Here is a 24,294-nt window from a genome sequence, read left to right on the forward strand (position 1 = left end):
CGGCGTGACGAGTCATCTGATGCGAATGTTGATGAATATCTCCTCGTAACGTTCTCGGTTCGGGCCTTGCCTGTGAAAAGCTGACCATTAAGTATCAACGCGCTTTGTAGAGGAGGTCGTCTTCAATAAAGATCGGTAGACGCGTTTTTCTCGCAGGATCAGCAGTCTCTATTGTCGCACCACGTGTTTGCGTCGCCGAGCCGGGACACGCGGTGTTCTGGCGGGCGTTTTTTCCCAATCATGAATTCGTCCTGTTCGGCTATGTCAGAATCCGGGCCGACCTTATTCCCGACATCTATAGCGAAGGGCAAACGCTTATCTCTCAATCTCGCGCTGTGTTGCTCGACATGAGCCCGAACGTGAAATTCTCCAGTGTCAGCTTTCCGAGAACCCAGACTGAACCGGTGGTCAACAGGCTGTCGCCGCAGGCACAGGCAGAATTTCGAGAGGTGATGAAAAGACTGGTCCCCGCGGAAGAGATCGAGGGACTGCCGGGGTTCACCGCCAGCCTGATGCTGTCTGGCGAAGGTCAGCACTCTTTCAGTCCCACCGAACCCAGCATCGGCTTTGCGCTCGCAAAATACGCGGCAGAAGCACAACGACCGCTCGCAACGCTCGTATCGGATCAGGAAGTGCTGTCCTCTGGCAAACAGATGACGATCGAAATATTCAACGCGGTCGGCCCTTCGACTGTCGAGTATCTTCTTGATTTGCGGCGCCGTCTCGGCCCGATCGGAGCATATTTCGAGGAGCTTTATCGCTCCCGCGAAAGTGGCGAAATCGCGCGCCTGGCACGGGAGATGTCAGAGAACGGTGTCTTCACACCGACAGATTTCCTTGATGCGCAAGCGTTGCGGAGGATGTTCATAGAGCGTCTCGTCGCTCAACCCCCGGGGTCCAACGCTTTCGTGACGATGCCCATTGGTCTGCTTTCGGGGCCAATAAGCATCCTCGATGAACTTCGTGCTCATGGCGCGACGGTGACCGCCGTGTCCTAACTTTTCTGGCGCACAAGAGCCTTTGAGGCCGAGGGCGCAAGGCGGCGACCAGACTGAGTAGGCTGAGTTTGCCTCAGAATCCAGGAAGGATATCATATCTGTCCCCGGCCTCGATTTTCCCGTCGTTCGAAGTTGACGACTTCGGCTTTTCAAAAAAAGGCGAACACCGGGGGACGTCTCCTCAACTCGATTATTGAAATGCGGCAAAGAAAGAATTACCTTCGAGACGACTTGCATTTCTGTGCTCGGGAGATGGCGAAGGGTGGTCAACAGATACTCTCGCACCAGAGATATGTCCCTGGATTCCGAGGCATTCGGCACCTGTCAACGCGTATTTGACGCCATACTTGCCGAACTGAGCATCAATCGCGAATACGAGAAGGCTGAGGACATTGCCGCCTTTGTCATCAAGCTTTATCAGCAGGGCGTCCACAATGAGAAAAAGCTATTCCAGCTTGGCATGAGCGCCACCGTTCATCTCAAGGACTAAGCGACAGTACCCGGCCGTTGCCTATGTTCCGCCTGATCTTGGAGATGAGGCGGTTTCAGCGTCGCTGCCCGAGTATTCCAAGTTGAGCAGCTTTGCCATGTCCTCGGCGATGCGTTCGTTAAGCCCGCCAAGAATAACGTTGCTGTAAGCCATAACTCGGCCCGTGTTCGCGTCGACGACAGACCAAGACCATGCGGCGTCGCGCACGGTGCGGTATCTTGCAGGGATCATGTTCGAACCTCCGAAAATCATATTACTTAAACCCTCCCGGTGGCCCGAGGTTCCGACGTTGAGACGCTGGCAATCGAACTGGTTGCGAATGGTCAATCGAATATGCGGCAGCCGGTTCACAAAATCGAAACCAGAGTCCGATGCTCTTCCCGCGCGATCGATACGCTTCGTGGTTGGAAGCGTACCAAGCCCCGGCCTTATGCTTTCCCTCGTGAAGCCCGGAGTTTCTGACAATCTCACCAAGGGTTCTTGTTGGATCTGATCAGCAATCTCAGACGGCTTGCCGAAGGCAAAGTCCAGGCGTTGAAACGCGCAAGGATGGTGGCGAGGGAGCTCGATCAGGACGCCCAGGCACGTGCCGGCGAAGAAGTCCTTCAGAGGCGGTCATCGAGGTTCACTCTTTGCCGATATCGATCGAATGACCTCTGAGCGCAATGTAGAACAGCTGTCTCAGGCGCGGCCGAGCTTCACGGCGGCGGATACAATCGAAAAAGCGGACCAGCGTTAGGAATCCCGCGAAAGTGCGTTCAACCAACCAACGTTGATCAGACAGCATTGTATCAATACGAGAGCCGAGCATTTCGTGATAACAATATCCAGTCCCCGATTCCAGAAGAGCGCGCGGCTTTCCTCGATAGAAGGATGGCTGATGGACTTTAGCGTTGCTTTAAAGAACCTGTGTAACGATGCAGGTCTGTCCCCTATACCGGCAACCTGATGAAGTTTCGAAGAAAACCAAAGATATTGCGCGGCTTCGCGAGTTCTGCAATAAGCCTTACCGGCGCATTTGCTCCGGCAATATTTGCGGCAACTATTGCAGTGATCGTCGTCTATGTTGCGACGAACTGGCGGCTGGAACGATTACTGGCCGACGAACGCTCAGTGGTCGCCGGTGAGCTTGCCACCATATCATCTCGGCTTCAGACGAACCTCAACAGCAATGTGAAGCTGCTGCAAGGCCTGGCGGCCGGTATCGCAGTCAATCCGACGATGGACCAAAGTGCTTTTTCGAAACTTGCCGCGGAGATTTTGCAGCCGGATTCACAGTTGCGTAGCTTCGCCGCGGCCCCCGGCATGGTGGTCAAATGGGTTTATCCAGAAAAAGGAAACGAAAAGGCGATCGGACTCGACTATCGAACGAACGAAAAGCAACGGGATAGCGCAATGCTCGCGCGCAATACCCACAATATCGTCCTGACGGGCCCTGTGGCCCTTGTCCAGGGCGGAGCGGCTTTCGTGGTCAGATGCCCGATTTATACCAATGATAGAACAAGCCAGATCTTCTGGGGTCTTCTCTCTGGAATCGTAGACATACCGCGGCTCTACCAAGATAGCGGCCTTGGATCGACCGACCTTGAGATTGCCATTAGTGACGTACCGGAACCGAGGTTCGCCAAACAAGTTTTTCTCGGCGACCTGGAAACTTTTTCGAAGAATCCGGTCGTGGCATCCGTTGATATGTCTTATGGCCAATGGACCCTTGTCGCAGTACCTAGGGGTGGATGGGGCCAAAACGGCGGCATGGCCACCTTTGAGTTCTGTGCTTGCCTATTGTCTTTGTGTGTCGTTGCACCGATTGTCTGGGTAGGCTTTCTGACCAAATCACGCCAAAGAACCATTGAAAAACTTCGCCTTCACAAGAAAAAGCTCGTTCGGGCACGGCAAAGGCTCGAATATCTGTCGTTTCATGACGCACTAACGGGGCTTCCGAATCGACGATTTATTGATCGGATGATCTCGCAGCCGTCGAGGCCCAGTCCAGGAAATTGTCTGATACTGATTCATATCGACCTGGATCGATTTAAGGAAATCAACGACACGAAAGGGCATGCCGGAGGCGATACGGTCCTGCAGGCGGCGGCTTTGCGCCTTGTCAACTTGGCCGGCCCAAACGACGTAGCGGCACGGATCGGGGGAGATGAGTTCATCTTCGCCAGCTGGAGCGCCGATCCCGCGCCCAGGGCAACCGAATTGGCCCAACAGATTGTCTATGCACTCAAGCAACCGGTATTCGTCGATGGTTCAGAGTGTGTGGTCGGAGCAAGCGTCGGCGTCGCCTGGGAGACTGAAAGTGCACACGGGCGGGATCTCAGTCAGCTACGTCTCAACGCCGATTTGGCTCTATACGAAGCGAAGAAGACAGGCCGCGGCCGGGCGGCCATTTTCACTGAGGAGCTTCGCAGTACTGCAATCCATACGAAGGAATTGGCGGACGAATTCAATCATGCGCTCGATCGGGATGAACTGGTTGCATTCTTCCAGCCGCAGTTTCATGCGGATACATTGGATATCGCGGGCGTCGAGACACTTGCCCGTTGGGATCACCCGCAAAAAGGCCTCCTCGCGCCGGATAAATTTCTCGCTGTCGCGGAAAATTTGGGACGTTCCGGCGACATGGATAGGCTGATCCTGCAAAAGGCTCTGTTCGAGCTTACAAGATGGGACAGCCTGGGTATGCGCATCCCGCGCGTCTCGGTCAATATTTCCGCGCGTCGACTTGCGCAGGCAAATCTGCTCTCTGAACTGGCTGGGCTTAACGTCGCCAAGGGTCGCCTGTGTTTTGAGCTGCTTGAAACGATCTCCTTCGACGATCTTCAACCAGTTCTCAACGAGATAATTCCGGCTGTCAAAGAGCTCGGCATTGAAATTGAGATCGATGATTTCGGCACCGGACACGCCAGTATCGTAAGTTTGCTTAGATTTGAGCCACGAAGGCTGAAGATCGATCGAGAAATCATCAAGCCGATCGTCACATCTCCATCTCAGCGCCGCCTCGTGTCCTCGATTATCGAAATCGGCCGGTCACAGAACATCGACATCGTCGCCGAAGGCGTGGAAACGATGGAGCATGCGAGGATCTTGAAAGAGTTGGGTTGCCATTTGCTGCAAGGTTACGCTCTGGCACGGCCAATGTCCTCAAAGCAATTGATTGAATTTTGCTGCACGAAGGACAAAGAGCTCAAAGAGGTGGGATAAAGGCTAGGCAACTCGGAACTTACATGCGTCCAATTCGGATTTTAACCTTGTCCAATCCGGAATTTGTAGCCGTGTGAGTCAGCGGCCGATGCAAATGTCAGCGCCATCAGCACGCCAATGCGGGGTGTCGCCCACGGAAGGTTGGGGAGCCCGCGTGATTGATCGGCTGGCAGCAGACCTCAGGGATGATTTTCCAGAAATGACGTGCCCTTCGCCTGGAAACCTCAATATGCGTGCCTTTGCTGAACTGAACCTGCCGGCGCGCTATTTGAAGGTCATCGAAACTTTATGACCGCCGGGAATTGGTCGAGCGGATTCGTGGGCTCAACAGATCGACAAGCTTTCTATTTCCATTGTGTCGGAGTGATTTGCGTTCAAAGCGCTATTGGACCTCATGCACATAACGATGGCTTCTAGTCGTCGCGCGATGCTTTGCGACAAGAACGGGAACGGCGGATTGATCATAGGCGACTTCATCGATCGTTAGCACGGCGCTAGGACGCTCCAGTTGCAGCAAGCGGCAGTCCTCCTCCGTCGCCATATCGGCCGCGATTTGCTCACGCACCGCGGAAATGCGAATGCCGTAGCGATCGAGGAGGAAAAGATACAGCAGCGCCGGCACGTCCTCCCTCTTTTCCGGGAAACCTGGCAAGAGATGCGCCGGAAGCGCCAAGACCTCGTGCATGACCGGCTTTTCGCCGACGCTGCGCAGGCGATGGATGGCAATGACTTCTGCGGGACTTTCGAGCCGCAGGCCAACGTATTCCTCTTCGCTTGCCTGACGGTTCTGCAACGAGAGAACGTCGGATGTGGAATTCTGCAGCGAGCCGTCCAACCCGTGCAGGCGAAAATACTGGAAGAAGAAGCGCAAGCTGTGCTGGGGCGTGCGCCCGGTCACGACTGTACCGGTCTTGCGACGGCGGCTAAGCAGCCCCTCATTGGTCAAGTCCATAAGCGCCCGCCTGATCGTGCCGACTGCGACGCCAAACGTTTGCGACAAGGCGATCTCGCTCGGCAGAACGGTTCCAGCCGACCATTTCCCCATCATGATCGCTTCCGTGATCTGCCGCTTCACGACCTCGCCGAGCTTAGCGGCCGGCATCTGAAACCGGCGCTATTGGAGCTCGGCGGCAAGGCGCCGCTCGTCATTCTCGACGATGCGGATATCGACGGCGCGGTGAATGCCGCGATCTTCGGCGCCTTCATGAACCAGGGCCAGATCTGCATGTCGACGGAACGGATCATCGTCCACCAGGCGATCGCCGATGAATTCGTCGCCAAGCTTGCCGCCCGCGCGAACCTCCTGCCCGCCGGTGATCCGCGCGACCATGTCGTACTGGGGTCGCTGATCAGCCTCGAGGCCGCCAAGAAGATGGAAACACTAATCGCCGATGCCGAGGCAAAAGGCGCAAAGCTCGTCGCCGGAGGCAAGCGGACGGGCACGGTCGTAGAGGCGACCCTTCTCGATCACGTCACGTCGGACATGCGCATCTATGCCGAGGAATCCTTCGGACCGGTCAAGCCGATCATTCGGGCCGCGAACGAGGACAAAGCAGTGCGCATCGCCAATGACACCGAATACGGGCTGTCGTCGGCGGTCTTCAGCCGCGATGTCCAGCGCGCGCTCGCGGTTGCCGGCCGCATCCAGTCTGACCACAGCAGGAGGCCGCCGCCTTATGGTTTTCCTCCGCCGGCGAGCGGTCGCGCGGCTTGCCTGGGTGCGGCAAAAAATTCAACATGCATCTAGAGCGGTTCAGCTCTTCACGGAATCGCTAAACCGCTCTATCTCTTTGTTATCTCGCAATTCCGGACGGAAAACCGCTGCGCACTTTTCCTTGAATTGCTCTAGCCCCCATGAAGGCTCCGATATCAGGACGGCTGTAGAGAACGGCGCTCGAGGCGGGTGATGCCGTGCAAGTAGGGCAAGCGCTGGCGATCATAACACCGGCGATTTCTCCGCTACTCGAACCTCGCGTCAAGCTAGCGTTGGAAGCGCAGGTCGGAGCCGCCAGGCAGCGGTCGAAGAGGCTGGATCACGTTACGAGAACGCCAGGGTTCTGATGTCGCAAGCCGGCGTAAATCTCGAACGCACTAAACAGCTTGTTGAACGGAACGTGACGCCGACCGCGCAATTGGATCGAGATCAGCTTTTATACCTGTCAGCACAAGGGGAGGCTAATGCGGCTGAAGGTCGCTGGCACGCCGCTACTCATGTTCTGGAGCAAACACGCGCGACGTTGACGTCTGCAAGCAACCCCAGCCCGGTGAGAGTTTCCCACTAATCTCGCTCGTAACCGGCTGTATCCTAAAGGTCGTTCAGGAAAGTGAGACCGTTGTCTCGTTGGGCGCCCCCTGGTAGAGCTGGGCGACCCAGGTGACCGGAAATCGCAGGCGATGTTCTGACGACCGACGATATTCGCATAAGGGACGGCGATAAGGTGATCGTTACGTGCTGGAGCAGCCCGACGGGTCTGCAAGGGGCTTTCCAACGCGTTGAACCGTCGGCCTTCCCCAAAGTCTCCGCTCTTGGCGTCTAAGAACAATCTGTCTGGGTGATCGTCGACATAACGTTGCAGCGCGAGGCATGGAGCAGTTTGGGAGACGGGTACCGCGTCGAAATGAAGATTATCGTTGACGAAAGCGACCGAGCAACTGTCGTGCCGGTGGGAGCGCTGTTCCGCCGCGGCGATGCCTGAAATGTCTTCGTTTTTGGAAGATGGCAAAGCACACATCAGGCAGATACGGATTGCGCACCTCTCGGAAGGCCTTGCCGATGTGGCAGAAGGCGTACGCCCTGGCGAAATTGTGGTCCTCTATCCACCAGCAGCCCTCGCCGAGAGAAGCAGGATAAATCCGAAGTGAATGATCGACTTGGTATCAGCCGAGCGTATCGGTCTTCGCCTTGTCCTTTGATCCGTATCAAGGCGCATGAGACTAAAGCGGTGTCTTTAGCTGATATCCATTCAGCCAGGAGTGAAAGGGATGCACGCTCGGACTTCCTCCGACATCCAGGTTTGGGACGCTTTCGTTCGGATAGCGCACTGGACAATTGCATTGGGATTCTTCGTCGCATATCTGACCGAAGACGCCAGACAAGTGCATATCTGGGCCGGTTATGTAGTCGGTGTTCTCATCGTCGCTCGAGTCGTCTGGGGATTCATCGGAACCCGCCACGCGCGTTTCGCCGACTTCGTTACCGGTCCCGTTACCGCTAGCCACTATCTCTGGGATCTAACGCGCGGACGCGCAAAGCGCTATATTGGGCACAGCCCAGCTGGTGGGGCAATGGTTATCGCACTTCTGGCTTCCCTTGCTGCCACGGTTTCAACTGGCCTTATCGGATATGGTCAAGAGGGCGGTGGACCTTTGGCGCCGTTATATGTCGAGACGCCTCCTGTTGACGCACGGACTTTCACCGGTCAACAAAATGAAGGCGGAGATCGCCGAGACGAGAATATTGTCAGCGACCTTCATGGAGCGATTGCGAATGTTACCCTTGGCCTCGTCGTCTTCCACATACTCGGTGTGATCCTCGCAAGCTTCATGCATCAGGAAAACCTTGCTCGTGCGATGGTCACTGGACGCAAGCGCGAGGGTAGACAGCCGCCGATGAGCACGTCGCACGGAAGTCCATCCAACGAATAAGAGGCGCGCAAGACCTAGGTCAAGGCGCATCGAGGGTTTGACCTCATGGGAATATTCAATCGTGATCGAATAAGAGGCGCACTTCTAGTGATCGCGGTTACGGGGCTGATTGGCGGCCTCGTGCTCCAATTTCTTGGCAGGTCAGATCTCGCAGGAATGGTCTGGACAACGTGTGTTCTGCCGATCCTTGTAGCCCTTCTGGCGGAAATCGTTCGTGATTTTTGGCACGGAGAGGTCGGCCTCGATATCGTCGCAGCATTGTCGATGTCTGCGGCGGTCGCCTTTGGAGAGGGTCTGGCGGCCGCAGTTGTGGCCGTCATGTATGCCGGCGGCACCTTCCTTGAAAGCTTCGCGGAAGGTCGTGCCCGTCGTGAAATGCACGATCTTCTTTCGCGCGCTCCACGGACCGCGACGAGGCATCGCGACGGCAAACTTGAGGATGTGCCGCTGGACGTGATCGCACCGGGCGACAAGCTACTGGTTCGACAGGGTGACGTCCTTCCAGTAGACGGTACCGTGGCTTCGGCCTTTGCTTTCCTTGACACATCCGCACTTACGGGCGAATCGCTCCCGGTGCGGCTTGCAATAGGCTCTGAGGCCATGAGCGGCTCGACGAATGTGGGAGATGTGTTCGATCTGATCGCCACGAGGCTCGCCAAGGAGAGTACCTATGCCGGCATCGTTCGCCTCGTGGAAGAGGCTCAGCAATCTAAGGCCCCCATGTCACGCCTGGCGGACCGCTGGTCGCTGGGATTTCTCGCCGTAACTGTGGCACTCGCCCTGGCAGCTTGGTGGTTCACTCAAGATCCTATCCGAGCGGTGGCGGTGTTGGTCATTGCAACACCCTGTCCTTTGATTCTGGCTGTCCCGGTCGCGCTGGTGGCTGGTCTATCGCGCGCGGCACATTACGGCGTGCTGATCAAGGGCGCCAAGCCTCTTGAAACAATGGCGCGTATCCGCACACTTATCCTCGACAAGACAGGCACACTGACGGATGGGCGACCGCAGATTGTCGCGATCAACAGCTACATCGGCATACCCGACGATGAGATACTTCGTCTTGCCGCAGCCCTCGATCAGGCTTCGAAACATCCCGTGGCGCAAGCCATTGTTGCAGCTGCCAAGGCGCGGGAGCTAGCGCTTCCCGTGCCATCGGAGGCAGTTGAAATCCCCGGAGAAGGTGTTCGAGGAAGCGTTGATGGTCACAAGGTCATTGTCGGCGGCGACAATTTCGTCGCCGGTCATCTGAGGCGGCACTCAGACGATCATCCAGCCCTTGCGTCAGGTTCTGTCCTGGTAGCCGTGGCAGTGGACGGGCGCCTGGCAGCCCGTCTTGTCATGGCGGATCCTTTGCGAGAGGGTGCGGGATCAACGCTCGGTGAATTGCGCCATCAAGGCATCAGCCGTATTCTTCTTGCTACCGGCGACCGCATGGAGGTTGCCGAACGCGTCACCGAAGGACTTGGTCTGGATGGCCTTCACGCCGGACTGTCACCAGACCAAAAGGTTATGCTGGTACTAGCCGAACGGAAGAGCGGGCCAGTCATGATGGTGGGCGATGGCATCAATGATGCTCCGGCGCTCGCCGCAGCTGACCTTGGAGTTGCCATGGGAGCGCGGGGAGCAGCGGCTTCCGCCGAGGCTGCCGACGTCATTCTCCTTGTCGATACCATCGACCGCCTTGGTGCGGGGATCCATATTGCCCGCCGCTCCCGACGCATCGCGTTGGAAAGCGTCGTGGCCGGAATCGGCTTGTCCATCTTAGGCATGCTGGCAGCGGCTTTCGGCTATCTGACACCCGTGCAGGGCGCCGTCCTACAGGAAGCGATTGACGTCGCCGTCATTTTGAATGCCCTGCGGGCGCTGCATGTTCGGCCACACGTGGAAAAAAATCCCGAGAAACAGATTACGGGAGCTTCTTGTGATGGCACCATCCGAGAAAATGCCGCCTGAATAACTTCGCAGGATTGATGAAGAAAGGAGCCTAAGATGAATTACACGATTGATCGTACGCTCAAAGGAAGCAGTTTCGAGGACGTCGTCGTTCGCACGAAGGCGGCGCTATCCAAGCATGGCTTCGGCGTGTTGACGGAGATCGACGTCAAGGCGACGATGAAGAAGAAACTGGACGTTGAGGTCGACGCGTACCTGATCCTTGGTGCGTGTAATCCGCATATGGCATATGAAGCCATGAAGGTCGAGCCGAAGGTAGGAGCCATGTTGCCTTGCAATGTGATCGTGCGGGCAATCGGCGCTGGTGACGTGACGGTCAGCGCAATTGATCCTGTGGCATCCATGCGGGCGATCGACAACGGTAAGCTGGCGATACTGGCTGGAAACGTGCGTTCAATGCTCGCCGAAGTCATCGCTGAACTTTGAGCATCTGCGCGAAGGCATCGCCTCGAGGAAGCAGACTTTGACTAGACCGCTGTGCCAACCAGCGCGCCGATCCCTGCCGTCAGGGCCATGGCAAAGGCACCCCAGAAAGTGACACGAACACTCGCCTTTAGAACGCCTGCACCCCCCGCCCTCGCCCCGATGGCGCCGAGAAGCGCTAGGAAAACCAGCGATGCGATGGCAACCGAGTAGACCAGGGTCCCCGAGGGCGAAAGGATGACCATGAGAAGGGGTAAGGCCGCCCCCACTGCGAAAGTTACTGCCGATGTCAGGGCGGCTTCGATCGGGCGCGCCGCCATGTGCTCGACAATTCCAAGCTCGTCACGCGCATGAGCGCCCAGCACGTTGTTCGCCGTCAGTTGTGTGGCCACTTGCCTTGCGAGATCATAGCTAAGGCCTCTCTCGACATAAATTTGGGTCAATTCGTCAAGCTCAGCCTCGGGCTGGGTTTGAAGCTCCAAGCGTTCGCGAGCAAGATCGGCCGCCTCGGTGTCCGCCTGCGAGCTGACCGAGACATATTCGCCCGCCGCCATCGACATGGCGCCTGCGACCAGGCCCGCTACGCCGGCCACCAGCACCTGCGATGTTCCAGCCGACGCGGAGGCGACACCCATAATAAGACTGGCGGTCGAAACGATGCCATCGTTTGCACCTAGAACAGCTGCCCGCAGCCAGCCAATGCGAGCGACAAGATGGTTTTCGGAATGCGTTCTACTCATACATTCACCTCGATCGCCGCAAGTATTTGCAAGTACTCATTATCATTGGAGCAAAAGTTGGAGGCTTTCAACAGAACGGGTGCGAGAATAGTCAGTGTAGAGTCTCTCAAACATCTTCGATGCCGATCCGAACGCTTGCGATGGCGGCGCATCGAAGAATGGCGGCTTTCCGATCAATGTTGCAAAACCTCCCCGCGCTCCTGCCGAGAAATGCGCGCCTGTCTATGCGTATGACGTCGATGATCTGCTGGCACATTAGGCTAGTCCGGTGGTCGCTGCCGCAAATACTAGGTATCGACCGACTTTCGCAAGGGTCACCAGTAGCAGGAATGTCAGGAGCGGCTCCCGCAGGACTCCCGCCACGATCGTGATCGGGTCGCCGACGATCGGCAGCCAGCTTCCGAGCAGCGACCATTTCCCGAAGCGGCTATACCAGGCCTGTGCCCGATCGAGCGACGCCGGGCCGACCGGGAACCAAGTTTTATTCCGAAAGCGTTCGATGCCGCGACCAAGAAACCAGTTCATAAGAGAACCGAGAACATTCCCCAAGCTCGCGACGACCACCAGCCAAAAGATTGAGAGCTTTTGGGAAAGGAGAAGCCCGACAAGCACGGCTTCCGACTGCATCGGCAAGACGGTTGCGGCGCCGAAGGCGGAGGCGAACAGTCCCAGATAGGCCAGCACGTCGGCCATGGCCTCAGAGGTACTTCGTGATCGTCTTAAACTCCTCGATCGACTGTCGCTTGTCGCGAGGGAGCGCACCGACCGTCGCCTCGAGGCAGTGGTCGAGGTGGTCCTGGATGAGCGTCCGCTTGGCGTTGACGATGGCCTTCTCCACCGCGGAAAGCTGCTGCGCGATGTCCAGGCACGGCTTGCCGCTCTCGATCATCGCGATGACGCTCTTCAGATGACCCTCGGCCCGCTTGAGGCGCTTGACGATCTCCGGGTGGGTGGCGTGAGTGTGCGGTTCTGTCATGGTGTCCATACTCTATATCCCTCCAGAGTCGGCGGTCCGACCATACGCCGACGACCGTCTCCCGAACAGGTCAGTGATGATGCCCTTCCGGCTCTTCCATCCTGAAGGGAAGATCGTCGATCTCGACGCCTGCCGTCAGCTTCAGCATTGCGTCGAACTCGTGCGGCTCCTCCGGGGCGAGTGCGCTGACAAGAGCATGATGATCCGTCGGCGAAGGAAGGAGAGGCAATCTTTCCACGCCGTCCTGCCGGGTGATCTCAACAACCGCTTCCAAACCCTTGGCATGCTTGGAAAGCGATAGCAGCATGCGCTCGCCATCGGCTGTGTCGATAATCTCCAGCAATCCGGTCGCCAATCGGGAACTCACCGTGAATGGCGCGGGGGCATGGTGGTGACCATGACCGTGATCGTGCGAGGCAGAAGCCGTCGCCGCTGCTCCCTGATCGCCGAATTGAACGGTGGCGTTTCCGAGCGAGGGCAGGTGCCCCTGCAGCCTCCGGCGTAAGGCGGCCGCGATCAGGTTTGCTTCCGATATCGTCTTCGACGGATCTACAGCGACGACCACATCCGCATGGAGCTTGTGGCCGAGCCAGCGGGCCCTCACTTCGATTACGCCGTCGATCCCCTGGACGTGGTCCGCGGCATGACGGATCTCGTCCGCGATCCCCGGCTCGATGCCGTCCAGGCTCCGGGTGACGACGGCATGCGCCGACTGCCAGACGATCCCAAAGATCGCCAACGTGATTAGCAGGCCGATGATTGGATCCGCCAGCGGGAAACCGAACCAGACGCCGAGCGCTCCAACGACGACCGCAAGGCTCGTCATGCCGTCGGTACGGGCGTGATAGCCGTCGGCGATCAGGGCCGCGCTGTTCATCTCGCGTCCGACCCGGATGCGGAACACCGCGACGGCCTCGTTGCCGATGAAGCCGACGACGCCCGCGACCGCGACGGCCATAAGCTGCGTGATCGGCTGCGGGTTGATCAGGCGGTCGATCGCCTCGTAGCCCGCGACAAGAGCGCTGAAAAGGATGATCAGGACGATGATCAGTCCGGCATAGTCCTCGACCCGGCCGAGCCCGTAGTTGAAGGTCTTCGTAGCCGCACGACGCACGAGCGAGAAGGCGATCCAGAGAGGGATGGTGGTCGCGGCGTCGCCGACGTTGTGGATGGTGTCGGCAAGAAGCGCGACGCTGCCGGAGTAGAACACGACGACGAGCTGCAGCGCTGCGGTGATCACCAGGATCACGAAGGACCACTTGATCGCCCAAATGCCGCGCTTCGACGAGGCTATGCTGGGGTCGACGACCCCGTGAGTGTGACCGTGCCCGCCTTCGCCATGTGAATGACCACGCGCCCCATGGGGGTGCAATTTCGCGTGGCTGGCATGTCCGAAGCCGAACCATTCCTTGAAACGCGAAAGCATCCATCGCTCCGTTTCTGAAATCGCTGTTATCCTATCCCCCTGGAAAGGATCATGCAAGGCCGCTCCACATTTGTTTGAGAGCGGATCCATTGACGGACCAGACTGAAATCACCGCCCTTGCCAGATCAAGCGCATGCACCACATAAGGATTGTCATTTGGTTCAGGCTCAATCCCTGGTGACAAATGCTAATCCCAACCGAATCCGGCGATGAAGCAATCGATCATTAAAAGAACGAACAAAGCACTCCAGACGCGCATCGTCGCCGGAATCGGCGGCGTTCTGGCCGGGGTACTATCGCTCGGACTATCGATCTATGAAACCCGCACGGGCACGGAGGTGTCGCACGTAGCGGCCGGCGCCTCCATCGACAGCGGCCAGTGGAAAGTCACACTCAATTCCGCCAACCTCGCTGCCCAAACACCGGATGGGCTACGCACCTCCAACGGGAAGAAGGCCTTAACGATAGATCTGATGCTCGAGAACCTGACTGCAGAGAGTTCGAACCTGTATCGGGACACAATCAAACTCGACAACATTCCCAACGCGCCGATGCCGCAGTTCTATCTCGTCCGTGATCGCGAGCAGCTGTGGGATCTTCAGCCGATGATGCCTGAGACGGTGCAGGCCGTCTGGGAGCTGCCGGCAACACAGGCATTGCCCAAGGTCCTGAAAGTGACGGTCGTCGGTACTACATATAAGCCGAAGGACAATCTTTATGCCGCACCGGGATGGTTCAATCCCACCAACATCGCGCGCGTCGACTTGCCGGTTGTCACGGCCCCAGAAGGAGCGGCCCCTTGATGCGGCTGCTTCTCGCCCTAGTACTGGTCGGCCTGGCTGCGCTCATACTCGCCTTCCTGCAATCGACGACGCCAAGCTATGCCGTCCTAACGGGACCGATCGAGACGATTGGCCGGCAGAAGGATGCCGTGTCGAGTAGGACTTTCAGGATCAAAGTCCACAAGATCATATGCGCCAAGACGCTTGCGTTCACCCGCTATGGAAAGCCAATCGAGCGGCAGACGGAGGGCGTCTGGGTAATTGCCAGCGTCGAGCTCCAGACAAGACAAGAAACGATGAAGATCCAGGCGGCAGCGATAGAAGGGGCCTCCGGACGTCTTTACCGGCAAAGCCACCGTGCGGACGGCGCTCCTGGTCTAGTGTCGACCAAAACGCTGCAGCCGGGCCTGTCGAGCACGGGCATAATCATATTCGAGCTCCCGGAAGCAGATGCACACGATATCACACTGGTCGTTTCCAAGCAGCCCTCACCGCAGTTGGACTCTGAAATTCGCGTCAAACTCAATCAGAGCGCCATCGAGATACGTGACCGGGCGGAGATTGGCGACAATGGTGTCTAAACAAGAACGGCGATTGTGGTTTGCGTCCTTAGTGAGCCTCCCTTTCCTGCTGGCCGGCAACTACGGCATCAATGTATGGCGCAATGCCCAGGACTACGTTCGACGAAACGAGCTTTGGGTCTATGACAGCGTCGGCGGGCACGTTTATGCCAATGCTTTATGGTCACTCGATCAGGCAAGACTGATTGGCGACGGCCGCGATGGGAAGATAACGTTCCCAGGGCAAATGCGCCTTATAATCGTGCGCATAACGGCAAAAGCCGAGGAAGAGATCGGCGATTCCTGGGCGCAATGTCAGCTGACACTAACGGACTCCAGCGGGCGACGCTGGCTTCCACTCAATTTCATTCTTTCCAACGATATCAGCCGCGATCTCGATCCGAAGGCAATGCCGGTCGACGGATGCGACGCGATATCTCGTAAACCGCCCGCCAAGGGAGCAAGTGCGCTCATCGAAGAAAAGTTCGTTATCCCGGCCAATGCGATCCCCTCATTGTCAGTACGGCTAAGTTTCGACTCGACACGGCCGGACACCATCTCCTTTCCGCTGCGGCTAAACTAGGATCAATCTCCGCTTCGGGGCCATTGCCGTCCTTGCGCAAAACCAATCTCTAGCGCAGCGGCGAGCAGGCAAATCTTGATCGGCATGACGAGAATGCCGTCACCCGGCGAACTGGGGCTGCCGAAGAAGAGCGTAATGGCTTGGGCAATCATTTGCCATAGAGACAAATCGTGCGGACCGATAAAACGGGATATCCCATACCAAGCCCATGCCGCGCTCCAATCCAGCATCCTGTAAAGCAGGATGACACCGAGCGTAAGCCTGATCCCGGAATTTAAGGTCAGGCCGACACCCTCCGCCAAGGCGCGATAGCGTTTGGCCGTCCCTGCAACGAAATGCGAAATAAAATCGCGCAAGGCTTTCGGCAGCGCCTCCCACCGCGAAACTGCACGCGCCAGGCGACCTTCGGTCAGCGGTCGTTCGCCATTGATGTCATAGCCATAGACTAATGCAGCAAGAGTCTGCCATACGACGGGATAGAGGGCATAGAGGAACAGTCCGCGCATCTGCGTGGAAGGGGAAATCGAAGCTGCTTCCGCAGTCGGCGGAAAGACGGTGGCTGCCGCAGCATCACCAACCGGATTGAGAAGCCCGAGGAAATGTCCGATCGTTTCGGGCAGGTTGGCGACCCACGAGCGGATATCGCCCTCCCAGGTGGAAATAACGTAGAGACCGATAAAAGCCCAGTTCGCCTCGCAAACAACGATGATGATCGCCCAGATCGGGGCCTTCGATCGCTTGTGCATGAACTTGGCGAAGCGCCGGACCGCCCAGGCAACGGCAACCGACACTAGGAGCAAGGCGCTGCTACTGAATTTCAGGGGATTATAGTCTTTGCCGAACATCGTCAGGTCGAGCGACAGTCTGGAATATTCCCTTACCGTGTCGCCTAGGAAGCCCCAGGCGGCATAGAAGGCGAAGAATGGCACGAGGGTGAGCGCGAGCAGCGATGTGAAGCCCGACGTCGCAGGACTGTCCCCGCCATCACTATCGGGGCGTGCAGCCGCAACACGCGAGGCAGCGTCGAGTGCCGGCAATCCCGGTCTCACTGTCTCGAACAGGGCGACGAGGATCACCAGTTTGAGAAGCACGACTAGTGCCAAGGTGGACAGACCGGCCAATGCGTTCAACCGGCCGATCATGACTGCAAATTCATTGAGAAGTGAATTTCCAATCAGTCCGAGCAGCCACAGCACTATCAGCTGCGGCCAGAAACGCCACAGGAGTTGCAACGTCAGCAATGACAGCCGGAACAGGAGGCGGATTGGCTGGCTAGTGGTCTGCGAGAGAGCCGTCATGAAACGGATAGTAGCAATCGAACCGTCAATCGCCAATCCATCTTACAACCTCAACCACCTGGCGATAAACTATTCCCTCCTCCCTAACGGACACTTTGCGTCGACGGGCTGGAGCCGCATTTTCCTTCCCCTCCACGCCGGCCCAAATGGAGGCAAGAAGCCGTGATTGGACATAGCAACAAAAATCTCCACAATTGATCCGATAGCGCCAACCTTTCAAAGGAGGAAAACCCGGAAGAGCGCTTCATTCGGCATCAGCGCAGTTGAAAGGAATCGAACCAGCGACAAAAGGATGCAGGTAAACCGTGCGCTCGTTGTCTCAATCGTCGCAATCGGCTATTCAAGGCAATGTATTAACTGTGGCAAAAATCAATGACATTCATCACTGCGACAGTGTTGGCTACGGTAAACGCCCCTTGCGGGACGAGCCTCTCGGCTGAGCAGTTGGCATCGAAGATTGTCGACCCGGCGAGCGCCGACCATTACGACGCATCTGCATTTACGTTCTTTTCTGATGTTAGCGAAAGCCTACAGTATTCGTTTCTCGATGATGCATGTCAACCTTGCTGATGTCGTTGTCGTTGCGCAGCGTTTTCCGACATGGTCGGATACGAATTGCCGTTCGCTCCAGCCGCCCAGCGCCACAACCTCAAAGCAGCCATTGGGCCGAGTTCTTTGACCAAGGCCCAGGAGACAATCAACCAAGGCAATTCAAAGTTGACCGTTCTCGACAGCTGGAGTTTCGGCGGCGGCACTGTGCTGATGCTGCAGATCTGCCACCGTGAGAGTTTCGACGTCGACATCTTCATCGACGACCAGCAGGTGCTGCCTTATCTCAATCCACAAACGCCGGGTTTTGCTCTCGACCTACACCCCGACGCCTATACCTCCGACGGAGCGCATGCGCTCAAAACGTGTTCAAGGATATCGGAGAGATCGACTTTATCGTCGCAGCGCACCTGACGAAGCTCTTGCGACGCTCCCCGAAAGCAGCCACCTAGACACAAGTTGAAAAGTTGCTGGCTGGCTCGCTTTTGCGCGATCGATCATGTTCCTGAGGCACTTTGCGACGGGCGCCTCGAAGGCTGATGAGCTCGATCTAAGTGCTATAGTTCTCGGGAGAATTCCCAAACGCCCCCAGCAGCTCGGCAAGTCCGCTTTCAAAATCATCGAGCATTACTTCATTTGAGCGCTGGTGCCCTGGGTTTCCATCTTGGCTAGCTACTGCGAGGGCGGCACCATGCGTGTAATCGATGAGGATGTGTGTCCAGCGCGAGGAGTGGTTGTGTCCGCTCAACAACCCGGTCAGCTCACTGGTTATTCTCTTGGCATGGTCCGGAAAAACGGCTGGCCGGGCAAATATCGCCAAGGTTAGAGCCGGATAGAGGACCACTTTGGCGTAGTAAGCAGTGAGGAGACTGCGGGCGCGCGCAAGCGAATCGCCCGTTTCAGGCGCTGCGACGTCCTCATATACACTCTCCGCGAGTGCCTTGATAAGTCCATCCCGATCCTCGAAGTGGTGGTAGATTGTCATGGGATTGATGCCCACGCGAGTTGCCAAGGCGCGCATGGTCAAGCCGTCGAGGCCGTCGGTCTTGAGTATTCCCAAGGCCCCTGAAAGAATGCTCTCTGGCAAAACGGTCCTTCCGTCGATAGGTGGACGACCTCGCCGCCTCGCTATCATTTCACGACTTCATAGTGAGACTGGACCAGTCCAGAAGGGAAAGACCTTGTGCCCTTGTGCGCAAGCGCCACATCGCGCGGATCGGCGCCAAAAAGAGGGCGGCCGCTTCCGAGCAAGATTGGCACCCTGGTGATCACCATGTCACTGATCATGTCAAGCTCGAGGAATGATTGAATGATGCGTCCGCCATCCACGTAGGCGCGTCGTGCGCCCTCGGACGCCAGCATCGCCATCGCTTTTCCAGGTGACTTGTCCAAAAAGCGCACCTTTCCTTTGAGCTCGGAGGGCACCTCTTGTTGTGCAAGCTGTGCCGACAAAACCAGTACCGGTCGGGTATAGAACCACTGTCCCATGCTTCGGACCGCTTCGTAAGTGCCCCGCCCCATCACGATGACGTCGATATCTCCTATGAAGTCGTCGTAGCCATGATCCTCCCCAGCTTGATCGTGCTTGAGCAGCCAATCGATATCCCCGTTTTCACGGGCAATAAAACCATCAAGGCTCGTGGCGATGAATACGTGTCCGGTGACCATTCATAACTCCATAATTATACACTGTATAAATGATGGAAATGCGATGTATGTCAATGCGCCTGCCAGTCCGGTCCCGTCACTTGCCGCTCAGATAGCGAGCTGAGAGCTTCCACTCCAATTCAGCCGGCCCTGACGGTTTCGAAAACCCGCAGCTATCAGGAAATCGATTGGCCGGTCCGTATAGCCGAGATGGGCGCGCAAACATGCCGCCGCGCCTGATCCACTATTTATCTGCAATCGGGGTTCGGCTAAGGGATGCCCTCCGGCTGACATTGAGGGCGCGCGTTCTCGCCAGACATTCACCCTTAGTCGAAATGTACCGAATGCTAACCTTAATCAGGTAAGCCCGCGCTCGGGCCGGCGACGATGATCATCGACGGCGAGGCCGTTGTGCTCGATGACGAGGAGCGGCCGAATTTCGGGCTGCTACAACAACCCGCTTGGCGGCATTCGGTAAAAATCCGGGGTAAGCGGGCCTCCGACGCAATCCTATACGTGGTCGATCTCACGGATCTGAACGGACACGATCTGTGCGATGTCGAATACGGATCGCACCAACATCTCCTCGAAGAAACGCTGAACGGCAGATACGGCGCTATTCGCTATTGGAGACACCCGACGCCGAACCCCTTTCCCGTTGGTGCATGTGTGCCGCCAGGATCTGGAAGGGATCAGAACCAACGACACTGCCTATTTGGAGAATCCACCCCAAGTGCATCGGCAGTCGCCAAACCCTGTGCTCAAGAGCTATATCCATGCCAACCGCACAATTCGGAATGCTTTGGGAAAAGGCTAGCCGCCGGCGATGGCCTTGTTGGGCACAGAGGTTGTTCTCGGCGCCGCATCGAAGAGATGCCAGAAATTTTCACTTAAGCGCAATTCGAAGCCCGAAAAAGGTTAGAATGATCGGCAAGATCGGGCAGTCAAGACCCCACGGCGCGGGTCGTCGCTATTGCTCTTCGATGAGACACGCCCAGGCCTTGCGGGATGCTTGTGCGCCGCTTCGATCACTTCGGGGTCCAGCCCGACCGCAAAATTATAGCAGCGCGCGCGGTCGAACTTCCGACAGGAGCTCGTACCGGAGGTGGTGATGCCGACGGCCTTCAAGCCCTCGGGGCCCTCTCTCAGTATCGGGCTCCCGATGCACCTATATCGAAGGAACAGTCTGTGCAAAGACCACTTGCCCAGATTTTCTCGGTATCTCCGTGGCGCTGCAGTCTTTCGCACCGTTTACCAGCTAGCTAAAGAATTTTGCTAAGCATGTGGGCTAGTTCGTCTTGGGAATATGGCTTTGCCAGTCTGGCCACCTCAAGTTCCACGCCGGACGGAAAGTCGACGTAGCCTGAGGCCAGCACGATAGGCAGCGTCGGGAAACGGTCTCGGACTGCTCTTGCAAGTTCCCCTCCCGTCATGCCCGGCATGGAGTAGTCAGTGATTAAAAGGTCGAAGGTGGCGCCGCCATCAATCAAGGAGAGCGCCTCCTTTCCGGAATGGGCTTCGACGACCTCGTGGCCAAGATCAGTCAGCATGTCGGCCGAACTCATAGCAATCAGGAAGTCGTCGTCCACAAGAAGGATCCGCTTGGGGCCTGCTTCATTCCGAGAACCTGTCGCTCCGACATCCTGCTCTTTTTCCGGACCCTCAGATGTCGATACGGGAATCCATAGGTCCGCCGTCGTTCCCTCGCCCACTGTGCTTGCTAGCTTCAATTGGCCGTTCAGCTGCAAAGCAAGACCATGAACCATGGATAGCCCGAGACCCGTGCCCTTTCCGAGCTCTTTAGTGGAAAAGAACGGCTCGATCGCCTTCTGCAGCGTTGCTGAGTCCATGCCTTGGCCCTGATCGATCACCGACAGGACGACATAGCGTCCGGGCGCGAGGAGATCTGATACCGCCGACTGCTCCGCTTCCTTCAGCTCGATCTGGATCGTTCCGCCATTCGGCATTGCGTCGCGGGCGTTAACGGCCAAGTTTAAGAGGGCGAGCTCCACCTGGTTAGCATCGGCCGATACAGGCGGGAGGCCCTCCGGAACGACCAACCCTATGGCAATCCTGGACCCCACGGACCGCTGCAAAAGGTCCTGCATATTGGTCACGAGACCGGCAAGGTCTACCGGGCCTACTTGAAGGTCCTGCCTTCGGGCGAAGGCAAGCAGCCGCTGGGTGAGCGAGGCGCCTCGCTGCGCGCCTTGCAGGGCTCCATCAATCAGTCGAGTTGCCCTCGCATCGCCTGGCAGATGCTTGCGAAGGAGTTCAAGGTTGCCAAGGACCGCCATCAGGAGATTGTTGAAATCGTGGGCAACCCCCCCGGTGAGCTGGCCGATCGCTTCCATCTTCTGGGCGTGGCGAAGCTGCTCCTCGGCCCATTCCCGTTGACTGACCTCCGCCAGTACCAGCCTGTGCGCCTCTTGCAGCTCGCGAGTCCGCTCCGCAACGCGTTCCTCAAGCATCTCGTTGAGATGGCGCTGCTGCTCTTCCGCCCGCAGCCGCTCGGTTATGTCGGCCAAAACCCCGACCAGCTTGATTGGTCGTCCAGTGCGGTCATGGTGGAGCAGTGCGCGGATTTCGGCGCCATGGACGGAGCCGTCAGGCCAGACAGTCCGACAGGCGACGGCGTAATCCGCTCCCGTTTCAATCGTGTTGCGGACCGCTTCCTGCACACTTGCCACATCATCCGGGTGGATGGTCTGCAGCAAGTTCTCGTAGGTAAACCCGTCATTCGGCGAACGACCAAAGATCACCCTGCAGGTGGGTGAGGTCGTGAGGAGGTTTGTCATGAGATCGAGTTCCCATGCTCCGAGGCGGCCAGCCTCCAGCGCCGTCTGAAGGCGACGTTCCCCTTTGTCCAGTGCCTCCATGCGGGCACTCGCCTCATACTGCCGGCGGCGCGCGCGCATTGCGGAACGCGCCACGCTGATGAATGTTGTCGGGTGGAAGGGTCGCTCAACGAAACTGACATTGCCGAGAGCTTCCGAGAGTCGGGCGGCGGCCGGATTACGCTCAGGACCGCCGCCGCGCGCGGTCAGTATGACGATAGGAAGATCGGACCAACTCGGCTGCGCCTCAATCCACGAGACAAGCGGACGCAGGTCGACCGATCGCAAAGCCTCTTCCGTCGTTACCGCCAAGGCGACGTTCTGGTTCAAATCTGTCACCAGGGCGTCCAAGGTCGAGACAATTTTTGCACACAGGCCCGCTTCGCGCAGCAACGCCGCCGCAATCTGCGCGTCGCGACCCATCGGAGTGAGGATCAGGCCAAATACATCGCGCTCAGGAATGGGAGCCATCCTCGTCCGGTGTTTGCAGAAAGGGCTGTCCGGCTCCCATAAACACAGGAACACCACGTAGAATCCCCTGGAACGCGGAGAGCGGTTCGCCGAGCGTTAACCCCTTTGCTCCGATCTTGTATTCCCGGATCGTATCCTCGTGTTGTCCAGTGCGCTTTTTGATCACCGAGATTGCCCGGCGAACCCGAGCCTCCGCCTCGAAGTAGCGCAGCAGAATGACTGTATCTGCAAGGTACGTCACGTCCACCGGGGACTTCATATCGCCGACGAGGCCGTGCTGCGCGACGGTGATAAAGGTGTTGGCACCCTGCCTGTTCAAATATTGCAGCAGCTCATGCATATGAAGGATAACTGCGTTTTCCTCAGGCATCGCAGCCTGGTACCCGTTGACGCTATCTATCACGACTGTCTTGGCGTCGAAGCTAGCGACCTTGTCTCTTACGCGCTGGGAAAACTCGCCGGGTGACAGTTCGGCCGCGTCTAACTGCTCGATGTGGATCAGGCCCTTGCCGCGCATGGCTTCTAGATCAAGCCCCATCTTCTTTGTGCGGGCAAACAGCAGCCCCAGTTCCTCATCGAAGACGAAGATAGCCGCTCGCTCTCCGCGCCTGATCGCGGCCTCGACAAACTGCAGTGCGAACAGGCTCTTGCCAGTGCCGGCAGGACCGATCAGAAGCGTGCTGGAGCCACGTGCGATGCCGCCTCCAAGGAGATCGTCGAATTCACTTATGCCGCTCGTCACCACAGTCCGCTCAAAGGCCATCCGATTTTCCAGCGCGCGCAGTCGCGGGAAGACTGCCACGCCGCCGGTCTTGATCGTGAAGTCATGGTAACCACCACGGAACGCTTGCCCCCGATATTTGAGAATCCTGAGCCTGCGCCGCTCGGAGCCGTAGTCCGGAGCAAGCTGCTCTAGGTGGATGACACCGTGCACCACGCTGTGGACCGTCTTGTCCGTCGCGTCCGAGGTCATGTCGTCGAGAAGCAGAACTGTTGCATCCGAGCGCGAGAAGAAGTGCTTCAGTGCTAGAATCTGGCGGCGATAGCGTAGCGAACTCTGGGCTAACAACCGGATCTCCGAGAGGCTGTCGATCACCACCCGATGGGGCTTCACCCGCTCAAAGGCTTCGAAGATCAGCCTTGTTGTTTCTCCGAGCTCAAGGTCGGAGGAGTACAGGAGACTTTGTTGCTGGTCGGCGTCAAGAAGACTTTCCGGCGGAACGAGCTCAAAAATCTCGACCTGATCGCCGATGTCCTTCCCGTGCGAGAAGGCACTGTCGCGCAGTTCCTCCTCTGTTTCCGAAAGCGTGATATAGAGACAACGCTCGCCGATACTGGCTCCCTCCATAAGAAACTGCAACGCAATTGTCGTCTTGCCAGAGCCGGGAGCCCCTTCAAGCAGAAAGACATGACGGCGTGAGAGCCCGCCGGACAGAACGTCATCGAGTCCCTCCACCCCGGTCTTTGCTTTTGCACCTGAACTATCTGTCATGTACCCTCCATGGCGACCTATCAATTACGGCAAATGACCTGGTTTCCTGCACGAGAAGACGCTGGAACTAGGAGATTCGTTCCATTATCGCCGGCAAATCCTGTCGGGCGCGGTGATTGTGAGCGTCCGTTGAGTGCGGAGGTAGAGCGATCAGTTCGGAGTGGCATATGAGATCAATCGGGAACGCCAGCAAAGGATAAGCGCGTCCTCCACCGCT

At 57.5% G+C, this 24,294-nt stretch carries 23 protein-coding genes and 2 pseudogenes; 14 read left to right on the forward strand and 11 right to left on the reverse strand.

What is annotated here, in order from left to right; all coding sequences use genetic code 11:
• Nucleotides 1–212 precede the first annotated feature (212 nt).
• Nucleotides 213–998, forward strand: coding sequence for a hypothetical protein (locus tag HGP16_RS18575; RefSeq protein ID WP_205927531.1), 786 nt, complete (start codon nt 213–215; stop codon nt 996–998).
• A gap of 292 nt (nt 999–1,290) precedes the next feature.
• Nucleotides 1,291–1,488, forward strand: coding sequence for a hypothetical protein (locus HGP16_RS18580; protein ID WP_168841496.1), 198 nt, complete (start codon nt 1,291–1,293; stop codon nt 1,486–1,488).
• Nucleotides 1,489–1,509: 21 nt separating this feature from the next.
• On the opposite strand, the gene HGP16_RS18585 is transcribed toward HGP16_RS18580, so the two are convergent.
• Entirely contained in the window at nt 1,510–1,959 is a 450-nt protein-coding gene (locus HGP16_RS18585; protein ID WP_168841497.1) for a hypothetical protein, read from the reverse strand.
• Between the two features lie 477 nt (nt 1,960–2,436).
• Between HGP16_RS18585 and HGP16_RS18590 the strand changes: the two genes are divergently transcribed.
• On the forward strand, nt 2,437–4,695 hold the full coding sequence (locus tag HGP16_RS18590; RefSeq protein WP_168841498.1) for an EAL domain-containing protein: 2,259 nt from the start codon (nt 2,437–2,439) through the stop codon (nt 4,693–4,695).
• 154 nt (nt 4,696–4,849) lie between these two features.
• On the forward strand, nt 4,850–4,987 hold the full coding sequence (locus tag HGP16_RS18595; RefSeq protein WP_205927546.1) for a hypothetical protein: 138 nt from the start codon (nt 4,850–4,852) through the stop codon (nt 4,985–4,987).
• A gap of 90 nt (nt 4,988–5,077) precedes the next feature.
• Here the strand turns inward: HGP16_RS18595 and HGP16_RS18600 are convergent, their stop codons facing one another.
• A complete protein-coding gene (locus tag HGP16_RS18600; protein WP_168841499.1) occupies nt 5,078–5,797 on the reverse strand; it encodes a GntR family transcriptional regulator in 720 nt (239 codons plus the stop codon).
• On the opposite strand from HGP16_RS18600, the pseudogene HGP16_RS18605 reads away from it, so the two are divergent.
• The 5 genes and pseudogenes from HGP16_RS18605 to HGP16_RS18625 all read left to right on the forward strand — a co-directional run.
• Nucleotides 5,774–6,346 (forward strand): annotated as a pseudogene (locus HGP16_RS18605) (aldehyde dehydrogenase family protein); the annotation flags it as partial. The gene HGP16_RS18600 and the pseudogene HGP16_RS18605 sit on opposite strands and share 24 nt — an antisense overlap.
• A gap of 980 nt (nt 6,347–7,326) precedes the next feature.
• On the forward strand, nt 7,327–7,557 hold the full coding sequence (locus HGP16_RS18610; RefSeq protein ID WP_168841500.1) for a hypothetical protein: 231 nt from the start codon (nt 7,327–7,329) through the stop codon (nt 7,555–7,557).
• A gap of 120 nt (nt 7,558–7,677) precedes the next feature.
• Entirely contained in the window at nt 7,678–8,340 is a 663-nt protein-coding gene (locus HGP16_RS18615; RefSeq protein WP_168841501.1) for a cytochrome b/b6 domain-containing protein, read from the forward strand.
• Nucleotides 8,341–8,385: 45 nt separating this feature from the next.
• A complete protein-coding gene (locus tag HGP16_RS18620; RefSeq protein ID WP_168841502.1) occupies nt 8,386–10,293 on the forward strand; it encodes a heavy metal translocating P-type ATPase in 1,908 nt (635 codons plus the stop codon).
• Nucleotides 10,294–10,329: 36 nt separating this feature from the next.
• Nucleotides 10,330–10,719, forward strand: coding sequence for a DUF302 domain-containing protein (locus HGP16_RS18625; RefSeq protein ID WP_168841503.1), 390 nt, complete (start codon nt 10,330–10,332; stop codon nt 10,717–10,719).
• Nucleotides 10,720–10,760: 41 nt separating this feature from the next.
• Here HGP16_RS18625 and HGP16_RS18630 read toward each other — a convergent pair whose 3' ends face one another.
• The 4 genes from HGP16_RS18630 to HGP16_RS18645 form a co-directional block, all read right to left on the reverse strand.
• Nucleotides 10,761–11,456, reverse strand: coding sequence for a VIT family protein (locus HGP16_RS18630; protein ID WP_168841504.1), 696 nt, complete (start codon nt 11,454–11,456; stop codon nt 10,761–10,763).
• Between the two features lie 255 nt (nt 11,457–11,711).
• A complete protein-coding gene (locus HGP16_RS18635; protein WP_168841505.1) occupies nt 11,712–12,149 on the reverse strand; it encodes a YqaA family protein in 438 nt (145 codons plus the stop codon).
• A 4-nt stretch (nt 12,150–12,153) separates the two neighbouring features.
• A complete protein-coding gene (locus HGP16_RS18640; RefSeq protein ID WP_168841639.1) occupies nt 12,154–12,432 on the reverse strand; it encodes a metal-sensing transcriptional repressor in 279 nt (92 codons plus the stop codon).
• A gap of 70 nt (nt 12,433–12,502) precedes the next feature.
• Nucleotides 12,503–13,858, reverse strand: coding sequence for a cation diffusion facilitator family transporter (locus HGP16_RS18645; protein ID WP_168841506.1), 1,356 nt, complete (start codon nt 13,856–13,858; stop codon nt 12,503–12,505).
• Between the two features lie 209 nt (nt 13,859–14,067).
• Between HGP16_RS18645 and HGP16_RS18650 the strand changes: the two genes are divergently transcribed.
• The 3 genes from HGP16_RS18650 to HGP16_RS18660 are packed head-to-tail and all read left to right on the forward strand — an operon-like array spanning nt 14,068 to nt 15,783.
• Nucleotides 14,068–14,661, forward strand: coding sequence for a hypothetical protein (locus tag HGP16_RS18650; RefSeq protein ID WP_168841507.1), 594 nt, complete (start codon nt 14,068–14,070; stop codon nt 14,659–14,661).
• Nucleotides 14,661–15,221, forward strand: a complete 561-nt coding sequence (locus HGP16_RS18655) for a hypothetical protein (protein ID WP_168841508.1) — start codon at nt 14,661–14,663, stop codon at nt 15,219–15,221. The genes HGP16_RS18650 and HGP16_RS18655 overlap by 1 nt, the downstream gene beginning before the upstream one ends.
• The gene (locus HGP16_RS18660; protein ID WP_168841509.1) at nt 15,211–15,783 is read left to right on the forward strand and encodes a hypothetical protein; all 573 of its coding nucleotides are present in this window, start codon (nt 15,211–15,213) and stop codon (nt 15,781–15,783) included. Before HGP16_RS18655 ends, HGP16_RS18660 begins: the two co-directional genes overlap by 11 nt.
• A 2-nt stretch (nt 15,784–15,785) precedes the next feature.
• Here the strand turns inward: HGP16_RS18660 and HGP16_RS18665 are convergent, their stop codons facing one another.
• Complete coding sequence (locus HGP16_RS18665; RefSeq protein WP_168841510.1) at nt 15,786–17,117, reverse strand: hypothetical protein; 1,332 nt, start codon at nt 17,115–17,117, stop codon at nt 15,786–15,788.
• A gap of 564 nt (nt 17,118–17,681) precedes the next feature.
• On the opposite strand from HGP16_RS18665, the gene HGP16_RS34015 reads away from it, so the two are divergent.
• The gene (locus HGP16_RS34015) at nt 17,682–18,044 is read left to right on the forward strand and encodes a hypothetical protein (protein WP_246705558.1); all 363 of its coding nucleotides are present in this window, start codon (nt 17,682–17,684) and stop codon (nt 18,042–18,044) included.
• Nucleotides 18,045–18,180: 136 nt separating this feature from the next.
• Here the strand turns inward: HGP16_RS34015 and HGP16_RS18675 are convergent, their stop codons facing one another.
• Together HGP16_RS18675 and HGP16_RS18680 are read right to left on the reverse strand one after the other, a co-directional pair.
• The gene (locus HGP16_RS18675; RefSeq protein WP_246705559.1) at nt 18,181–18,717 is read right to left on the reverse strand and encodes a TetR/AcrR family transcriptional regulator; all 537 of its coding nucleotides are present in this window, start codon (nt 18,715–18,717) and stop codon (nt 18,181–18,183) included.
• Between the two features lie 44 nt (nt 18,718–18,761).
• On the reverse strand, nt 18,762–19,298 hold the full coding sequence (locus HGP16_RS18680; protein ID WP_168841512.1) for a dihydrofolate reductase family protein: 537 nt from the start codon (nt 19,296–19,298) through the stop codon (nt 18,762–18,764).
• Nucleotides 19,299–19,646: 348 nt separating this feature from the next.
• On the opposite strand from HGP16_RS18680, the pseudogene HGP16_RS34020 reads away from it, so the two are divergent.
• A pseudogene (locus HGP16_RS34020) lies at nt 19,647–19,971 on the forward strand (ATP-dependent DNA ligase); the annotation flags it as partial.
• A 568-nt stretch (nt 19,972–20,539) separates the two neighbouring features.
• Here HGP16_RS34020 and HGP16_RS18690 read toward each other — a convergent pair.
• Both HGP16_RS18690 and HGP16_RS18695 read right to left on the reverse strand, forming a co-directional pair.
• Complete coding sequence (locus HGP16_RS18690; RefSeq protein ID WP_168841640.1) at nt 20,540–22,585, reverse strand: ATP-binding protein; 2,046 nt, start codon at nt 22,583–22,585, stop codon at nt 20,540–20,542.
• Entirely contained in the window at nt 22,569–24,077 is a 1,509-nt protein-coding gene (locus tag HGP16_RS18695) for an ATPase domain-containing protein (RefSeq protein ID WP_168841514.1), read from the reverse strand. Before HGP16_RS18695 ends, HGP16_RS18690 begins: the two co-directional genes overlap by 17 nt.
• Between the last annotated feature and the right edge of the window lie 217 nt (nt 24,078–24,294).

It is taken from the genome of Rhizobium sp. P40RR-XXII (genome assembly GCF_012641405.1).
In the GTDB taxonomy this organism is placed as follows: Bacteria; Pseudomonadota; Alphaproteobacteria; order Rhizobiales; family Rhizobiaceae; genus Rhizobium.

Coding starts and splice junctions, on each gene's coding strand:
- HGP16_RS18580 (WP_168841496.1), top strand. CDS start 1,291: ATGTCCCTGGATTCCGAGGCATTCGGCACCTGTCAACGCGTATTTGAC.
- HGP16_RS18590 (WP_168841498.1), top strand. CDS start 2,437: ATGAAGTTTCGAAGAAAACCAAAGATATTGCGCGGCTTCGCGAGTTCT.
- HGP16_RS18600 (WP_168841499.1), bottom strand. CDS start 5,797: ATGCCGGCCGCTAAGCTCGGCGAGGTCGTGAAGCGGCAGATCACGGAA.
- HGP16_RS18615 (WP_168841501.1), top strand. CDS start 7,678: ATGCACGCTCGGACTTCCTCCGACATCCAGGTTTGGGACGCTTTCGTT.
- HGP16_RS18620 (WP_168841502.1), top strand. CDS start 8,386: ATGGGAATATTCAATCGTGATCGAATAAGAGGCGCACTTCTAGTGATC.
- HGP16_RS18625 (WP_168841503.1), top strand. CDS start 10,330: ATGAATTACACGATTGATCGTACGCTCAAAGGAAGCAGTTTCGAGGAC.
- HGP16_RS18630 (WP_168841504.1), bottom strand. CDS start 11,456: ATGAGTAGAACGCATTCCGAAAACCATCTTGTCGCTCGCATTGGCTGG.
- HGP16_RS18635 (WP_168841505.1), bottom strand. CDS start 12,149: ATGGCCGACGTGCTGGCCTATCTGGGACTGTTCGCCTCCGCCTTCGGC.
- HGP16_RS18640 (WP_168841639.1), bottom strand. CDS start 12,432: ATGACAGAACCGCACACTCACGCCACCCACCCGGAGATCGTCAAGCGC.
- HGP16_RS18645 (WP_168841506.1), bottom strand. CDS start 13,858: ATGCTTTCGCGTTTCAAGGAATGGTTCGGCTTCGGACATGCCAGCCAC.
- HGP16_RS18650 (WP_168841507.1), top strand. CDS start 14,068: ATGAAGCAATCGATCATTAAAAGAACGAACAAAGCACTCCAGACGCGC.
- HGP16_RS18655 (WP_168841508.1), top strand. CDS start 14,661: ATGCGGCTGCTTCTCGCCCTAGTACTGGTCGGCCTGGCTGCGCTCATA.
- HGP16_RS18660 (WP_168841509.1), top strand. CDS start 15,211: ATGGTGTCTAAACAAGAACGGCGATTGTGGTTTGCGTCCTTAGTGAGC.
- HGP16_RS34015 (WP_246705558.1), top strand. CDS start 17,682: ATGGTCGGATACGAATTGCCGTTCGCTCCAGCCGCCCAGCGCCACAAC.
- HGP16_RS18680 (WP_168841512.1), bottom strand. CDS start 19,298: ATGGTCACCGGACACGTATTCATCGCCACGAGCCTTGATGGTTTTATT.
- HGP16_RS18690 (WP_168841640.1), bottom strand. CDS start 22,585: ATGGCTCCCATTCCTGAGCGCGATGTATTTGGCCTGATCCTCACTCCG.
- HGP16_RS18695 (WP_168841514.1), bottom strand. CDS start 24,077: ATGACAGATAGTTCAGGTGCAAAAGCAAAGACCGGGGTGGAGGGACTC.